At 44.8% G+C, this 16,644-nt stretch carries 12 protein-coding genes, 1 tRNA gene, 1 rRNA gene and 1 riboswitch; of the genes, 8 read left to right on the forward strand and 6 right to left on the reverse strand.

All coding sequences use genetic code 11. The features are described 5' to 3' along the window. Positions 1-73 precede the first annotated feature (73 nt). Positions 74-189 (forward strand): 5S ribosomal RNA (gene rrf / locus HW45_RS18195). A gap of 56 nt (positions 190-245) precedes the next feature. Further along, positions 246-322: transfer RNA gene (locus HW45_RS18200), tRNA-Asp, on the forward strand. Positions 323-456: 134 nt separating this feature from the next. Here HW45_RS18200 and lysC read toward each other — a convergent pair. After that, complete coding sequence (gene lysC, locus HW45_RS18205) at positions 457-1,857, reverse strand: lysine-sensitive aspartokinase 3 (protein WP_081875855.1); 1,401 nt, start codon at positions 1,855-1,857, stop codon at positions 457-459. Between the two features lie 48 nt (positions 1,858-1,905). Beyond that, positions 1,906-2,082, reverse strand: a riboswitch (Lysine riboswitch). Positions 2,083-2,281: 199 nt separating this feature from the next. Between lysC and HW45_RS18210 the strand changes: the two genes are divergently transcribed. Continuing rightward, positions 2,282-3,400: a pyridoxal-phosphate-dependent aminotransferase family protein gene (locus HW45_RS18210; RefSeq protein WP_038228764.1), complete on the forward strand. Its 1,119-nt coding sequence runs from the start codon at positions 2,282-2,284 to the stop codon at positions 3,398-3,400. 76 nt (positions 3,401-3,476) lie between these two features. Here the strand turns inward: HW45_RS18210 and HW45_RS18215 are convergent, their stop codons facing one another. From HW45_RS18215 to pepA, 3 genes are all read right to left on the reverse strand, one after another. Continuing rightward, a complete protein-coding gene (locus tag HW45_RS18215) occupies positions 3,477-6,335 on the reverse strand; it encodes a valine--tRNA ligase (protein WP_038228765.1) in 2,859 nt (952 codons plus the stop codon). Positions 6,336-6,433: 98 nt separating this feature from the next. After that, positions 6,434-6,889 (reverse strand): DNA polymerase III subunit chi, encoded by a 456-nt coding sequence (locus HW45_RS18220; RefSeq protein WP_038228766.1) that lies wholly within the window; start codon positions 6,887-6,889, stop codon positions 6,434-6,436. Positions 6,890-6,952: 63 nt separating this feature from the next. Continuing rightward, on the reverse strand, positions 6,953-8,461 hold the full coding sequence (pepA, locus tag HW45_RS18225) for a leucyl aminopeptidase (RefSeq protein WP_006073199.1): 1,509 nt from the start codon (positions 8,459-8,461) through the stop codon (positions 6,953-6,955). A gap of 192 nt (positions 8,462-8,653) precedes the next feature. Between pepA and lptF the strand changes: the two genes are divergently transcribed. Continuing rightward, positions 8,654-9,769, forward strand: coding sequence for an LPS export ABC transporter permease LptF (gene lptF / locus HW45_RS18230; RefSeq protein ID WP_038228767.1), 1,116 nt, complete (start codon positions 8,654-8,656; stop codon positions 9,767-9,769). Between the two features lie 3 nt (positions 9,770-9,772). Further along, a complete protein-coding gene (gene lptG, locus HW45_RS18235; RefSeq protein ID WP_006073195.1) occupies positions 9,773-10,843 on the forward strand; it encodes an LPS export ABC transporter permease LptG in 1,071 nt (356 codons plus the stop codon). 52 nt (positions 10,844-10,895) lie between these two features. Here lptG and HW45_RS18240 read toward each other — a convergent pair whose 3' ends face one another. Together HW45_RS18240 and zur are read right to left on the reverse strand one after the other, a co-directional pair. Beyond that, a complete protein-coding gene (locus HW45_RS18240) occupies positions 10,896-11,357 on the reverse strand; it encodes a chemotaxis protein CheX (RefSeq protein ID WP_006073193.1) in 462 nt (153 codons plus the stop codon). Positions 11,358-11,365: 8 nt separating this feature from the next. Next, entirely contained in the window at positions 11,366-11,818 is a 453-nt protein-coding gene (zur, locus tag HW45_RS18245; RefSeq protein WP_006073191.1) for a zinc uptake transcriptional repressor Zur, read from the reverse strand. A gap of 468 nt (positions 11,819-12,286) precedes the next feature. Here zur and HW45_RS18250 point away from each other — a divergent pair, with 468 nt between their 5' ends. The 3 genes from HW45_RS18250 (at position 12,287) to repA (ending at position 16,381) form a co-directional block, all read left to right on the forward strand. Continuing rightward, positions 12,287-13,537, forward strand: coding sequence for a magnesium transporter (locus tag HW45_RS18250; protein ID WP_038228768.1), 1,251 nt, complete (start codon positions 12,287-12,289; stop codon positions 13,535-13,537). Positions 13,538-13,559: 22 nt separating this feature from the next. After that, a complete protein-coding gene (locus HW45_RS18255; protein ID WP_038228769.1) occupies positions 13,560-14,846 on the forward strand; it encodes a hypothetical protein in 1,287 nt (428 codons plus the stop codon). A 566-nt stretch (positions 14,847-15,412) separates the two neighbouring features. Then, the gene (repA, locus tag HW45_RS18260; protein WP_225489791.1) at positions 15,413-16,381 is read left to right on the forward strand and encodes a plasmid replication initiator RepA; all 969 of its coding nucleotides are present in this window, start codon (positions 15,413-15,415) and stop codon (positions 16,379-16,381) included. The last annotated feature ends 263 nt before the right edge of the window (positions 16,382-16,644 follow it).

The following is a 16,644-nucleotide window of genomic DNA, read 5'->3' on the forward strand; positions in this document are numbered from 1 at the left end:
TGATGGACTCAAAGCAAGAACAAATTGAATGTGTATGAGAACGCATTAACAGCTTTCCGAATTAAAGAATTTGCTTGGCGACCATAGCGTTGTGGACCCACCTGATTCCATGCCGAACTCAGAAGTGAAACGCAATAGCGCCGATGGTAGTGTGGGGCTTCCCCATGTGAGAGTAGGACATCGCCAGGCTTTGAACAATATCTGTTTAAAGCACGCTTAAGATAAGACTTTAAATAGACCACTGCGGAGTGGTAGTTCAGTTGGTTAGAATACCGGCCTGTCACGCCGGGGGTCGCGGGTTCGAGTCCCGTCCACTCCGCCACTTTTTAGAAAACCCGATGCGAAAGCGTCGGGTTTTTTATTGTCTGAAGATATCCTATCTAACTCTTTATACTGTTCTATCTGATATAAAAAAGCCCCGTCTAACGACGAGGCCATTTCATTCAACCATTGCTATCATTCAAACAGCTCTTCATGAAGTGCTTTAACGGCTTGTTTTGCTTCGTTTTCATCTAATAGGAAACATAAGTTATGTGGGCTAGCACCGTAGCAGATCATACGAATATTAAATTCATCCAGAGTATCGAATACTTCAGCGGCAGAGCCTTTTGTCTCACTCATGTTGTTACCAATCAGCGCGACGAGGCTTAATCCTTGTTTGACCTCGACTGTACACAGCTGCTCTAGTTCTTGTTGAGCTTGAGCAGGAAGTTCTGGTGCACCGCCACTCGTATCAGTTTGATCAAGTGTAAGTGAAACACTGACTTCTGAGGTAGTGACCAAATCAACAGAGATTTTGTGTTTTGCCAATACGGTAAAGACATCTGCAAGGAAACCATACGCTTGGAACATTTTAGGGTTACGCAGTGTTACCATAGTTTGATTGTTACGTAGCGCCAATGCCCTAAATAGCGGCGCGCTTTCTACGGATTGTCGTACCCAAGTACCACCTTCTTGCGGCGCTTTTGATGAGCCGACAAACACAGGGATTTGGTGACGTAATGCTGGTAAAAGTGTTGAAGGATGTAGGATTTTCGCACCAAAGTTGGCCATTTCGGAGGCTTCACTAAAGCTGATTTCTGGAATAGGGCGTGCATTCGGAGCAATACGAGGGTCCGTTGTATAAATTCCTGGGACATCGGTCCAGATCTCTAACCCCGCAGCTTCTACCGCTTCTGCGATAAGTGCAGCACTATAATCACTGCCACCTCGGCCAAGTGTTGTGGTTTCACCTTCCTCATCAGAACCAATAAAGCCTTGAGTGACAACAACATGTTGCTGACACAGTGGGATAAGCTTCTCATCGGCTAATTGCTTAGTCGCTTCTAGATTTGGTTCGGCTTTGCCGTAGTCACTATCTGTTTTCAGGACATCGCGAATATCAAAACGCACAGCGTCGACCCCGCGCTCCTGCATTAATCGAGTCAAAATATGAGTCGACATTCTCTCACCACACGCCACTAAGTGATCAGTGAGCTTTGCCGATGTTGCAATAGAAGCAGCCTCGGATAAAGTCGCAACTTTTTCAACGAGTGCTTCAACACGCTCCTCGATAGAAGAGGTGTCTTTGAGCTGCGACATAATGTCAGTATGGATAGCTCTAAGTCTATTGATGAGCTCAGCCCGGCGCGCTTCGTCTTTTACTCCATTTGCCAACTCAACTAAAATGTTGGTGACTCCAGAACATGCGCTGCTTACAACCAGCTTCGTTTGTGGGTTATTTTCGATGATCTCAGCACAACGGCTCATGGCTTCGAAGTTGGCGACGCTTGTTCCGCCAAATTTAGCTACATTGAATGCGCTCACAGTAATTCTCCAGGACTTCCAGTAGTAATAATAAGGTTGGTAACCCAACATCCGATGTTTGAAGAGAAAAATAGAGCGGAGGAATCCGAATGAAGAATGGACCTCAGAAGCTCTTCACCAATCACTTGGTGACAGTTAAAGGGATTCAGCCCGTTCAACCGACAAACTTAATCCTGCAAATTGAGTTCATCTCGGCACTGCTCCCCATCAGTAACATGTATAGAAGTTGCGGCTTCACATGATTACCTGCCTGGGCAGTGCTCCTCTTCCGCTGTAGCTTTTTAGTGGTTGCTACAGATAGTGTGTTTATTCAACGTTTTTGAGCGTGAAAAGTCAATGAAGATTCACAATTTAACCATAAAAAACTGAGTGGTTGGATGTTGCAAAAATGTTGATTTTTATTCCGTTGTGGAACAGACTGAATTTCCTTAGGATATTTTACTTATTACTACAATAAATCATTAAAGGATTGCCCATGACTATTTCTAGCTTTGTGCCCCCTCACCGTACGTTAATGGGGCCTGGCCCATCAGATATTTACCCACAAGTATTGCAAGCCTTGAGTCGTCCAACGATAGGTCACCTAGACCCGCTCTTCATCGGTATGATGGATGAACTTAAAGAGCTGCTCAAGTATGCATTTCAGACACAAAATGACTTCACAATTGCCGTTTCAGCGCCCGGTAGTGCTGGTATGGAAACATGCTTCGTAAACCTCGTTGAGCCAGGCGACAAAGTTATTGTCTGTCGCAATGGTGTGTTTGGTGAACGTATGCGAGAGAATGTGCTTCGTTGTGGTGGTGAAGCTATTGTCGTAGAAGATGAATGGGGTGCGCCTGTTTCTGTGGTTAAAGTAGAACAAGCGATCGCCGAGCATTCAGATGCAAAAATAGTAGCGTTTGTTCATGCTGAGACATCCACTGGAGCTGTAAGTGATGCGCAGGCTCTGGGTTCGCTTGCTAAGCAAAACGATATGCTGACTATTGTTGATGCTGTGACATCTCTAGGTGGGGTACCTTTATTGGTGGATGAATGGCAACTAGATGCAGTTTATTCCGGAAGTCAGAAGTGCTTATCCTGTGTGCCGGGATTATCTCCAGTCACGCTTTCTCCTGCGGCCATCGAGGTAATTAAATCTCGCAAAACGACCGTTCAGAGTTGGTTCCTCGATCAAAGCTTGGTTTTGGGCTATTGGAGTGGAGAAGGGAAGCGCAGCTATCACCATACTGCGCCAGTGAATAGTTTGTACGCATTGCATGAGTCGCTAGTCTTACTTAAAAATGAAGGACTAGAGAATGCATGGCAGCGCCATAAAGACATGCACTTGTTGCTCAAAGAAGGACTAGAACAGCTTGGGTTGAGCTTCGTTGTTGAAGAAGGCAGCCGATTACCTCAGCTTAATGCTGTTTACTTGCCGGAAGGTGTTGACGATGCAGCAGTGCGCTCTCAGCTTTTAGAACAGTACAACTTAGAAATTGGTGCGGGTTTAGGTGCGTTAGCTGGTAAAGCATGGCGAATTGGTTTGATGGGGTATGGGGCCAGAAGAGAGAACGTTGCCCTATGCCTTAAAGCACTCGAAACGGTCTTGAAGTAATTCTTGAAATAATAGTTGTTAGCTAATAAAAAACCGAGAGCTAGGCCCTCGGTTTTTTATATGGATTTAGCTAAGCTTAAAGCGCGGCAATAGTTTGCTTTTGCTCTTCCAGTTTAACTAACATCTCTTTGTAACCTTCAAGTTTCTCACGTTCTTTCGCAACAACTGCTTCAGGTGCTTTCGCGACAAAACCTTCGTTACCAAGCTTGCCTTCGATACGTTTTACTTCACCTTGTGTCTTAGCGATTTCTTTCGCTAGACGATCCAGTTCTGCATCTTTATCGATTAGACCAGCCATAGGAATCATAAGCTCAGATTTACCAACCAGTGCTGTAGCACATGCTGGAGTCTCTTCGCCAGCTGTCAGTACTTTGATGTCTTCAAGCTTAGCAAGAGAGATAAGAACTGCTTTGTTCGCTTCTAGGCGAGCGGCGTCTTTATCGTCAGCAACTTTAAGCATGACATCTAGCGCTTTGCTTGGAGCAATATCGTACTCAGCACGTAGGTTACGGATGCTAGTGATGAATGCTTTCACCCACTCAATATCGTCAAGTGCTTCTTGGTTGAAGTTTGCTTCTTCAAACTGAGGAAGCGCTTGAAGCATGATCGTATCACCTTCAACACCATCAACAAGAGGTTTGACGCTCTGCCAGATAGTTTCAGTGATGTATGGGAGTACTGGGTGAGCTAGACGCAGTGTCTTCTCTAATACTGTGATCAGCGTGCGACGTGTACCACGTTGCTGAGCTTCGTTACCTTTCCATAGAACGGGTTTAGTCAGCTCTAAGTACCAGTCACAGAATTGGTTCCAGATGAACTCATAAATGGTGTTTGCAGCCATATCTAGACGGTAGTTGTCGATGTGACCGTTGAACTCTTTTGCAGCAAGTTCAAACTGAGACTCGATCCACTTGTCTGCAAGTGAATATTCAATTTCACCAACGTTGAAACCACAATCTTGATCTTCTGTATTCATAAGTACGTAACGGCTTGCGTTCCATAGCTTGTTACAGAAGTTACGGTAACCTTCTAGACGCTTCATATCCCAGTTGATATCACGACCAGTAGATGCCATTGCTGCAAGAGTGAAACGAAGTGCATCAGTACCATAAGGTTCGATACCATTTTCGAATGTCTTACGAGTGTTCTTTTCAATCTTCTTCGCTAGCTGAGGCTGCATCATGTTACCAGTGCGCTTCTCTACTAGAGACTCAAGATCGATACCATCAATCATATCGATTGGGTCAAGAACGTTACCTTTAGACTTCGACATCTTGTCGCCGTTTTCGTCACGGATTAGACCCGTAACGTATACCGTCTTGAATGGTACCTGTGGTTTGCCGTTTTCATCTTTACAGAAGTGCATGGTCATCATGATCATGCGAGCAACCCAGAAGAAGATGATGTCGAAACCTGTAACCAGTACATCTGATGGGTGGAAAGTTTTCAGGTCATCAGTGTTTTCTGGCCAGCCTTGAGTACCGAATGTCCACAGTGCAGATGAGAACCAAGTATCAAGAACGTCGTCGTCTTGACGCAGAACAACAACTGGCGCTAGACCATTGTTCTCACGCACTTCCTCTTCGGTACGACCTACATAAACGTTACCGTCGTTGTCATACCATGCTGGAATGCGGTGACCCCACCAAAGCTGGCGAGAGATACACCAGTCTTGAATATCACGCATCCAAGAGAAGTACATGTTTTCATATTGCTTAGGCACGAATTGGATTTCGCCATCTTCAACGGCTTTGGTTGCTGTCTCTGCTAGAGGTGCAGTACGAACATACCATTGGTCAGTTAGCATTGGCTCAATTACCACGCCACCACGGTCACCATAAGGTACGGTCAGATCGTGATCTTTGATTTCGTCCAGAAGACCAAGCTCTTCGAACTCGGCAACGATAGCTTTACGAGCAGCGAAACGCTCCATGCCATGATATTTAGCGGGAAGCTCTGTTGAATACGCATCGCTTGCTTCACCATTTGTGGTGAATACTTCTGCTGCGTCACGAATATCAGCATTGAACGTTAGGATGTTGATCATTGGCAACTGGTGACGTTTACCAACTTCATAGTCGTTAAAGTCGTGTGCAGGTGTGATCTTCACACAACCCGTGCCTTTTTCCATATCAGCATGCTCGTCACCTACGATTGGAATACGACGGTCTACAATAGGAAGCAGGATTTCTTTGCCGATAAGATCTTTATAGCGAGGATCTTCAGGGTTTACCGCTACACCAGTATCGCCTAGCATAGTTTCTGGACGAGTAGTTGCGACAACAATGTAGTCTTTACCTTCTGCTGTTTTTACGCCATCAGCTAGAGGGTAGCGGAAATGCCACATGTGGCCTTTCTTGTCTTTGTTTTCAACTTCTAGATCAGAAATCGCTGTGTGTAGCTTTGGATCCCAGTTAACTAGGCGTTTACCACGATAGATAAGATCATCTTCGTATAGACGAACAAAGACTTCTTGAACGGCATTAGATAGGCCGTCATCCATAGTGAATCGCTCACGATCCCAATCCACAGATGCGCCTAGACGACGAAGCTGTTTAGTAATCGTGCCGCCAGACTCGCCTTTCCATTCCCAGATCTTGTCGATGAAAGCTTCACGGCCATAATCGTGCTTAGTCTTGCCTTCTTCAGCGGCAATCTTACGCTCAACGACCATTTGAGTTGCGATACCAGCGTGGTCAGTACCTACTTGCCAAAGGGTGTTTTTGCCCTTCATACGCTCGGCACGGATTAGCGTATCCATGATGGTGTCTTGGAATGCATGACCCATATGTAGGCTACCAGTGACGTTCGGTGGCGGGATCATGATGCTGTATGATTCTTTAGTCGTGTCACCGTGAGGCTTAAAGTAGCCTTTCTCTTCCCAAGTCTTATACAGAGCTTGTTCGATAGATTGTGGGTTATATGTCTTTTCCATAGCTTTCTGGATACTTACTTTAATCTGTGAAAGAAATTTGCCAAACCTTATAAATAAACGCAGGGAAATTAACGCTTACTTATAAGGATTGACCTTGATTAGGATTCTGAATGTTGAATCTCAATGGTTTGAAGCTGATAGCCCGCTTGACGGTAAATTTTATACCTTTCTCGCGCAGTTTGCTTAGCTTTTTCTTCGCAAGGGACGAAGTCTACCACTTGACCAAAGGCCTGCGCAAAGGTTGCGTGACTATTCGCCAAATTTATTGCTAGTTGCCGATTCCAACTGGGTTTAAGGCCCTCGTGACCAATCTCTACCGGCGTGCCGTTTTTAGGTCCTTCGCCAATGAGATTGTGGGCAATAAATTGTTCGGGAGTCACTTGCCAAAAATACTCAGCCAACAACTCAGCTTCGGCTTTGTCACTGCAGTTAATATAGAGCTTGGCACCTTGCGCAGTAAAATGGCGACAGAGAAAATGCACATAGGCAAACCACCCCTGTTGAGAGGCTTGTTCAGAGTCTTCATTAATGATGTAGAAGGTTGCCGTATTCATGTGAAATGTCGCTTTGCTCTGGTTATTGGTAAGCAATAAAAAAGGGCCTTTCGGCCCTTCTGTTTACTCTTCAGTCTCTTGGCCACTGCGGTTTAGCAAGAATTGGACAAGTAGCGAGACAGGACGACCCGTTGAGCCTTTCGCTTTGCCTGATTTCCATGCCGTACCAGCAATATCTAGGTGTGCCCAGTGATATTTCTTAGCAAATCGAGATAAGAAACAACCAGCTGTAATCGTACCGCCAGGGCGGCCACCAATGTTTGCCATATCAGCAAATGGGCTTGCTAGTTGCTCTTGGTATTCGTCTGCCATTGGTAGACGCCAAGCGCGATCGCCAGCTTGTTCAGAGGCGTTAACAAGTTCATGTGAAAGTGGGTTGTGGTTTGAAATCACACCACTGATATGATGACCTAGTGCAATCACACATGCACCCGTAAGAGTGGCAACATCAACAACACATTCCGGCTCATAGCGTTCGACATAAGTTAATGCGTCACACAGAACCAAGCGACCTTCTGCGTCCGTATTTAATACTTCAACTGTAAGGCCAGACATAGTTGTGAGGATATCACCTGGGCGATAGGCATTACTACCAGGCATGTTTTCACAGCCAGCTAGTACTGCAACCACGTTGATTGGTAGGTTCAGCTTAGCCAGCGCTTTCATGGTACCGAATACCGATGCTGCGCCACACATATCGTATTTCATCTCATCCATGGCTTCGCCCGGTTTTAGTGAGATACCGCCTGAATCGAACGTTAGGCCCTTACCAACTAAAACAATTGGCTTCGCATCTGGATCTGGGTTGCCCTTGTACTCCATGATAGACATCATAGATTCATTCTTTGATCCACGACCGACAGCCAGGTAAGACGTCATACCTAGTTTTTCCATTTCTTGTTCACCAATGATCTTGGTTGAAATGGTGTCGTAATCGTCAGCCAAGCGACGAGCTTGAGAAGCAAGATAAGCTGGGTTTGCGATATTTGGTGGCATGTTGCCAAGATCTTTCGACGCTTTAACACCTGAAGCAATCGCTAGACCATGAGCAATCGCTTTTTCACCAAGATTTAACTCACGACGAGTAGGTACGTTGAATACTAGCTTACGAAGTGGACGACGTGTTTCTGGTTTACTACTCTTGAATTGATCGAAGGTATAAAGTCCATCTTTCGTGGCTTCAACAGCTTGACGTACTTTCCAGTAAGTGTCGCGACCTTTGACGTGCAGCTCTGTTAGGAAACATACCGCTTCCATAGAGCCCGTTTCGTTCAACGTGCTGATGGTTTTTTGAATGATTTCTTTATATTGGCGCTCACCAAGCTCTCGCTCTTTACCACAGCCAACTAACAGAACGCGCTCTGAAAGCACCCCAGGTACTTGATGCAGTAGCAGCATTTGACCTGGCTTACCTTCTAGGTCACCACGACGTAGCAAAGAGCTAATATAGCCATCGCTGATTTTATCAAGCTGCTCTGCAACCGGAGAGAGACGACGTGGCTCAAATACGCCAACGACGATGCATGCACTGCGCTGCTTCTCTGGACTGCCACTTTTAACACTAAACTCCATGCGTACTCCTACATCCTAAAGACAAATAGAACTAAATGTTGGATAATCGATTCTTAATGCTTGAATCCTATGAGCCATTTCGGCCTATAATCTAAAGATAAGAATCGATCAAAAAAGTAAAAAAATAAAAGGTTTACCCGAAAACTATAGCGATTCAATCAAAAAAACAAGTTTTGTATAGGTGTTTTCACTGTGATTATTGTTAGATATTTGATCAGAGAAACAGTTAAGAGCCAATTAGCCATCTTTTTAGTGCTCTTTTTAGTGTTTTTCAGTCGTCAATTTATCCAAGTGCTTGCTGATGCTTCCGATGGAGATATTCCTGCTGGTCTGATTATGACTTTAGCGGGTATTAGTATGCCGACAATGGGACTATTGATGTTCCCATTGAGTATTTATATCGGAATCCTAGTTACTTTCGGGCGTTTATACGCAGAAAGTGAAATCACGGTAATGAATGCGACCGGGATAGGTAATAAGTTCCTTATTCGTGCGGCTATGTATTTAGCGGTACTGACCACTTCTCTAGCTGCGTTTAATGCATTCTGGTTAGCCCCTTGGACTCAAGAACAAGAAGTGCAGATTCGTGAACGGCTTGCATCGGAAAACTCGGTGGAGCTTTTGCAAACGGGTAGCTTCCAACGAACCCCTGACGGTTCTTCGGTTGTCTTTATTGACAGCATAAAAGATAAAAAGCTAACCAATGTCTTCGTTGCTCAGTTAAATCCAAGAGATTCGGTGTTACCTAGTGTGATATCGGCGAAATCTGGTGATGTAAAAGAGTTAAGTGATGGTCGACAAGTGATTGCGCTCTATGACGGTGTTCGTTATGAAGGTGTGCCGACTCGTCTTGAGTATATGATTACAGAGTTTACCGATTATGAAGGGGTCATTGGGCAGCGCGAAGTCCAACAACGTGGGCGTTCTTGGATGGCCATACCCACTATGGAGTTATTGGGTAACCCTGATCCTAAAGCGCAAGCCGAGCTTCATTGGCGAATTTCCTTGGTGGTATGTATTCCATTATTAACCATGTTGGTGGTGCCTTTGTCGGCGGTAAACCCAAGGCAAAGCAAGTTTGCCAAAATGGGGCCAGCAATCTTGGCTTACTTCGCTTATTTTATGGCGATCAGTGCAATGAAATCGGCGCTAGAAGATGGGGCTTTTCCGTCGTACATTGGATTATGGCCAGTAAACTTTGCATTGCTGCTTGCCGCGATCGGTGTCAATACTTGGGATACGGTCGGTGTGAGGAAATTCAGAGAGAAACTGCGTCGTAAGCGCATGCAAAGACGAGAGGTAGCTTAGAGCGTGTTTAGAATACTAGACGTCTACGTGGGTAAGACAATCATTACCACGATCATATTAGTGCTCTCGGTTTTCGTTGGCTTATCTGCTGTGATCAAATTTGTCGAACAGCTTCGTTCAGTTGGCGAGGGGAGCTACACCATGCTGTCGGCATTGTACTTTGTGATATTAGGGATGCCGCGTGATATTGAGTTGTTTTTCTCTATGGCTGCGCTACTGGGCTCCTTAGTCGGCTTAGGTATGTTAGCGAGCAGCTCCGAGCTTGTTGTTATGCAAGCTGCCGGGATTTCGAAGCTACGTATTGGTCTTTCAGTACTTAAGACGGCAGTGCCTTTGATGGTGGTAGTGATGGCATTAGGGGAGTGGGGGGCACCAACCACTCAGCAAATGGCTCGCGATTTGCGCCTTCAAGCGACATCTGGAGGTAGCATTGTATCGGTTAGGAATGGTGTCTGGGCTCGGGATGCGAACGACTTCATTTTTATCTCTAAGGTCAATGGCGAGTCTGTTGAAGGATTGAATATTTGGCGCTTCGGTGAGAATAAACAGCTCAAAGAAACGGTGTTTGCGGAATCTGCAGATTATCTAGGCGATAATCGTTGGGAGATGCACCGAATTCAAATTACAGACATGAAAAACGATGAGGCATTATCAAAAGAGACGCTCGACAAGCAAGTTTGGGAAACTTCACTGGTGCCTGACAAACTAGCGATCGTTACTGTGGATCTTAATGAGTTGCCGTTAAGTGGATTGTGGGATTATACCCAATACCTGAAAGACTCTGAACAGGATGCATCTCGTTATGAACTGGCATTTTGGCGTAAAGCGACACAGCCAATTTCAGTCGCGGTAATGATGTTAATGGCACTGTCTTTTGTGTTTGGTCCTTTAAGAAGTGTAACTATGGGTGCGCGTATTCTGTCTGGTGTCATCGCAGGTTTTACGTTCTACATTTCGAGTGAATTCTTTGGGCCAGTTAGCCTTGTATATGGGATGTCGCCGTTGTTTGGTGCCTTAGGGCCTAGTTTGGTGTTTTTAACCATAGCCATGTTGCTTCTGCGCAGAAAACTATAATAAAAAAGGCTCCAACCGGAGCCTTTTTTATTTTGTCTAACTGAAAGAGGGTTTACTCGAAGCAAATCTCGATAAATGCATCACCCCATTCAGAGGTAAAAGGCATGATGATGATAGCTCCATCGCATTTATGCCTGATGGTATGTCCTTTACCCGAGACAACCACCGGAGTTGCCATATCAAAATCGAAGCCATTCTCAGCTAAAATTCGTTTTGCACCACCAGTGACCATATTGGTGATTTCACCGACCATATCGGTTACTTCTTCATTGAGACCGTGTGGTTTCTCGCCGAGCATGTTCTGCATGATTTCGAGTGCAAGCCCCTCTTCAAATGTGATCGACATTGAACCACGAGTTTGGTTGCCTACCATCCCGATAAGACCAGATACGTCCCCGCGAGCAATCTCATCTTTCTTAATTCTTGGTTTTAATGGTTTGATTTCCATCGTCGCCATGGTTTTTAGCACATTTATTAAGGAGGCTAAAAACGGGTTTACAAATTCAGCGCGCATAACTTCTTCTATTTATTTTCAACTTCCAATGATGAACACGTCTGACAAATGCCATGAGATTCAATAACGTGATTGGAGAACTGGAAGCCATGTTTTTCAACGTTACTATTCAACAAGGCTATCAGAATATCATCTTGTAGTTCAACGACATTGCCGCACTTATCACAAATCAATAAATGAGAGTAGTGCTTATGCTCACCAAATGAACAGCATGAGATAAAGCTATTAGTTGATTCAACTCTGTGAATAAAACCTTGTTCTAAAAGAAAGTCTAGAGCGCGATACACGGTAGGCGGTTTCGCTTTTGGCTCACTGACTTTGAGCTGTTCTAATAATTCATAAGCACTAGAGGCCTTCTTATTTTCACAAATAAGCTCATAAACAGTTCGGCGCTGAGGAGTGAGTCGCACACCTCTTGCGGAACAGATATCTTCCAATTGTTGTATTAGCTTTTGATTCACATGGTCACCTGTCTTAGCGAAGTCCGACTATTTTATACTAATTCCCCACGTAGATCGTTAGTAGGCTGACTCGAATTTTCGTATTGACCGATTCGTCACTTTATTCTGCTGGTGGCTCTGAACAAAGGGATGAAATATTTTGCAACATCAAAGTTGCCAAGTTGTATATTCGTACTGTTGACTATGAGGAGTCGGATACCTACCATGCGCCCATATTTTCACAGGAGAAATATTATGGAAAACGACAGTCGAAGGTGGATTACTAGCTCAAGAGCGCGGATCTTATTGGAGTAATATGGACTAAACATTGTTATCCCCTTCACCTTTTCTCGCTCTCTTAAAATGACGTTGGTTTCTTTCTCTGAAACTCAAACGTTATCTTGTTAGTAACCACCTGAAAATGAATTGTTTTGTCTATTGCTCGAATGGAGCAAGGGATCGTCATATCTAATAAAAAGGTGCGTTATCATGACCATTATTAACACCGTAAACGAATACAGCCATCACCAAACCGTTAGCTTCGAGTCCGGCGCGACGCAAGTAGATTTCACTCTTTTTAATCATTGGATTGAAATGCGTGAGATACAAAAGCTTAACCAACATTTTAACGCTGAGTACATTCAGCAAACGCTTTGTTTTACTCAGCAGTTATCGGCAGAGTCGCTTCAACGTCTTTATTCTCTAGAGGGGTTCGATTATCAGCAAGATGTAGAGCGGTTTCTTCAAGCAAGGCATCCTGTTATCCATACTGTTAATTCCGCAGCAATGACAGTGCTCTATCATGATATGTCCGTAGAGCAGGCGAAAAAAGCATTGAACAGTCTGTATGTTGAGTTTGCCTGTCTTACTATCGTCGACGATCTGGGACGGTTTGTTGGCTTAATTAAACTGGATATTTTGTTTAAGTCTCAACCTAATTTAAAACTGTCCGAGATTGTCCAGCATGCCATCAGCTGTCATTTTAGCGCATCACAAGAACATGCGGTGGCGCTACTCAAACAAAGTCGTTTTGACGTTGTACCAATCTTAAATAGTCAGGGGCTACCCGTTGGTTTGCTATCGGCCAAATCGGCGATAGATATCGTTACTGAAGAGCAAACTGAAGACATGGAACGATTGATGGGCATTCAGCAAGATGGCCATGTCGGCGACTATATGAGCCTGTCTGTTATGGAGCATGTGAGTAAGCGAATTGTCTGGGTAATAGGCTTAGCCATATTGGGTTTGTTATCCGGTATGGTGATCCATAGTTATGAAGATGCAATTGAAGCGTTTACGGTTTTGGCCTTGTACATGCCTATGATAGCGGACTCGGGTGGTAATGCTGGTACGCAGTCTGCGACTGTGATGGTGCGCTCTCTGGCGTTAGGAAGCGTCAAGCTGCGTGACTGGCTGTCAGTGTTGTGGAAGGAGACACGCATTGCCATTGTTATTGGTGGTGCACTGGCTGCTATTACCTTAGGGAAAGTGACCTTACTGTCTTATGGCGTTGAGTTGCCGGCGAATCTGACACTAACCATGTTGGGCTGTGCAATTGGCTTAGCACTCTTCTTCCAAATAGTCTCTTCTACCGTTATTGGCGCTATGCTGCCTATGATGACTAAACGACTCAACCTTGATCCTGCCGTTGTCGCTAGTCCAGCGATAACCACCATCGTTGATATTGGTGGGCTGCTAATCTATTTCTTCTGTACTACTCGATTACTCGGTTTGTCTTAACCTCAGAGTAGGAGTTGTCATCATGAATATAGAATGGAGAGCGAGCAACGCTATAGTGGTGTCCCAGATTCTACGGGGTGGTGAGGTTGGAACCATAGATATCAAGATCTATATGGATGGCCAACGTTATTCAGTTGCAGAGTTCAGTGAGGAAGCAACGGATGATCTGTACCGTTCAATATTCCTCTATCACAACACCGATAGTCTATTAACTGAAGAAGCTCGACTGGAGTTCATCGCTCTGGAAATGGGTCACTGGTGTCCTGCAACTGAAAGTAGACTAGTGGAATGGCTAACGTCGTTCCATACTGCGATACGTGCACAGTGTCTTTCGGTTTGTTGTGAGTCTGGATACCCTGGCGTGCCATCTTTGTGTTGGCAGGTGGAGAGGGTAAATTATAAGTTTGCTCTTTTGTTTGAGCGTTACCCATCGGCGCGCTCATCACATCAACGTTTATTAGTCATCGCCTGCCAAGAGCTGTTAAAGCTCTATGAAAGGTTGAGAGACAATCACGCAGAGTCGTCATCGCAATCTGTGTTGAACTGTCTTTCTCGACTTTTGTTTGAACGTAACCATATTGCAGGCTGGCGTCCATACGAACAGAGAAAGAAAGCATACCGTGGAACGGGCTACCATGATGAAATCGAGGAGTTTGCCTCTAGTTGGCCAGCTTATCGGCATGAGCACTTGTGCACTCAGCGCCGTGCATCCGTAAACCACCTGATAACCATTGCTTTAAGCAGCATGCTCGCCATGTCAGTCGTGTTAATGTTCAATGTTCATTTGATGAAACAGGATGGACATTTGACTTTGAGTCTACTTATATTGATCTGCTTGCTTTATGGTGGGCGTGATGTTGTCAAAGAAGTTCTCAAAGTAAAGATCACCAAGCAGCTTAACAAATTTAATTTCTACCGAAGATATAAATTGATTCGACCTGGAAGTTTTCGAATCATTGGTGAGCGCAAAACTCGGATGCAGTCCCAGTTTAGTCCTCATAAAACATCATCTAAGCTGTGTTTGCAAAAATCGGAGAGTATCTCTGTTGCCAAAAGACTTAGTAAACATTCGATATCAGTGTACTGCGAGACTCAAATATCACTAAACAACTTAGACAAATATCGTAAGATGCAGCATTTTAGAGTGCTGAATCAGCATGGAGAAAGTGAACGTACACCGATACGAGATAATCGTGATTTGCATATTTGTATCCAAATCACTCAATCAGATAGAAACACAATAACAAAATCGTTTCGATGTAATGATAAGGACAACAGTCGTTGGTTTGAAATAAAACCCGCAAGCTAGCCCGAGGTAGCTGGTGGTCTTTAAAGCGCAGTTATTGGCCGTTAGGCATGGCGATATCTGTGTTGGTTAGATGATTAGCTACTTCGCTTTCTTTTTGAAACTCTTCCGCTCTCTGTGTATGATTGGCTGCTTTTTCTTGATGACGATAACCGCTTTATCAGGGAAGAATGGAAAATTCCACGATATTCAAAGCGGATTTGATGGGTAAAATTATTAGGTAAAACAATGACCAAGCCAGATAACACAAGTAAATTCCAATCAAACCGCTTATCCGTTGCGCCCATGCTCAATGGGAGTGATTGTTTGCCTAAGGATATGAAATGATTGTGTTTTTTCTTTTTGAGGGACACGTAAGGGGGCACGTTCACTTTCACATGTGAAAGTGGGACAGATAGCTACGCTAATCAAAAACTTGATGACAGATAAAACAAAACCCGCTGATAACGGAGTTGGCGCTCCTCGCGGGTTTAGTCTTTCATTCGAGGATTAGTGTAGCAAAATGTGGATTTTTAACAAGTCAAATTTGTTGAGATTGCACTACTTCTCCAGAGCGGAGAAGTGCCAAGGTGTATTCTAATAACGTAAAATTAGCAGGAAGGGGAGCGAGCTCTCACTCCAATGGCTTGTGTTGTAAAAGTACCAAACGCAAGAGAGGAACTCACAGCACCTGTTGCTTAAACCCAAAGCCCGTTTACGTCCGTCCTGCATCTTGGAAGAATTTACCGGGTGAGCTGGGTAAAACGTTCAACTTCTGTCGTAAGCGCGACATTTCCCGTGATCCTCACTTTGTCCACTTGCGTCAGGCCGCAGGCCGTCAGCGTGACTTCAAAGATGTGCGTCGCAATCTCATCAACCCGATGTTTCAAATGCTGCTTTCACGCCATGATCTGGCTACAGGTATCGTGGAACTCGATCTGGAAGATATGGCCGCCGAACTATCCAAAATGTGGGTAACAGACCCGGAAACAGGTGAGCAATACATCACTGAAAGCAAAGTAACCGTAAGTCGGATCAGCCGCTTCATTGATGAAGTCATGATCCCGTTTGGCCTTTGTTACGTTCACGCTGATGGTGATGAAGCCAACCCGAAAAGCGGCATGGTATGGGATCAGGCTAATGGCTTTTGGTTCCCTAAAGTTCTGGTGCTTACTAGCGAGTTTTACCGCCTTGCGGGGGCTGATTTAGATAAACTTTACACTCAGGCTGATGAGCAACTGGCTTTGCGTAATAGTGGACTCACTGAGGCGGGCGAGGTTATCACCCTAAGAGAAGCGCGTAACCGTAAGCGTAAACAAATTTTCAAACGTGCATGGGATGCCCGCAAACAGAACGCTGGCGCTCAACGCCGCCGCAACAAGCTGGCATCCAAGAGCTTGGACGAACGCAAGCATGAAGTGGCTACGGCACTCATCAAGTCTATGCCTGCCCATGAGCTTGCCCAGCTAAGCAGTGAGCAGTTCAATAAGCTAGTTTGGGAACGCCTGAACAGCATGGATATAGGCATTAGTCACCGGCCACCTGATACCATTCAATAAATTCAATCGGATTAAACCTAACCGGGCACATGCCCGGTGTTTGTCGTTCTTGTAAGCGAAGATCCGGCAAGATCTCCCCACCTTTTAACCTTACCCCCTCTTATTATTGATGCGTTCAGGGGCTTTCTGCGGCCTTCCTTGTGGATTATTTTTGTTATCCACTCTTATCTGCAAGCGGGTAGATTAGTTTATCTGCGACCATAACGAAGTTATGCGCAAAACCCGCTCTTTCATATCTTTCTAATAAATACATATATATTTCT

The organism is Vibrio sp. ER1A (assembly GCF_000733315.1).
Lineage (GTDB): Bacteria > Pseudomonadota > Gammaproteobacteria > Enterobacterales > Vibrionaceae > Vibrio > Vibrio mediterranei.

Coding starts and splice junctions, on each gene's coding strand:
- HW45_RS18255 (WP_038228769.1), top strand. CDS start 13,560: ATGAATATAGAATGGAGAGCGAGCAACGCTATAGTGGTGTCCCAGATT.
- lysC (WP_081875855.1), bottom strand. CDS start 1,857: ATGTTGGGTTACCAACCTTATTATTACTACTGGAAGTCCTGGAGAATT.
- HW45_RS18220 (WP_038228766.1), bottom strand. CDS start 6,889: ATGAATACGGCAACCTTCTACATCATTAATGAAGACTCTGAACAAGCC.
- HW45_RS18210 (WP_038228764.1), top strand. CDS start 2,282: ATGACTATTTCTAGCTTTGTGCCCCCTCACCGTACGTTAATGGGGCCT.
- pepA (WP_006073199.1), bottom strand. CDS start 8,461: ATGGAGTTTAGTGTTAAAAGTGGCAGTCCAGAGAAGCAGCGCAGTGCA.
- HW45_RS18215 (WP_038228765.1), bottom strand. CDS start 6,335: ATGGAAAAGACATATAACCCACAATCTATCGAACAAGCTCTGTATAAG.
- HW45_RS18250 (WP_038228768.1), top strand. CDS start 12,287: ATGACCATTATTAACACCGTAAACGAATACAGCCATCACCAAACCGTT.
- HW45_RS18240 (WP_006073193.1), bottom strand. CDS start 11,357: ATGCGCGCTGAATTTGTAAACCCGTTTTTAGCCTCCTTAATAAATGTG.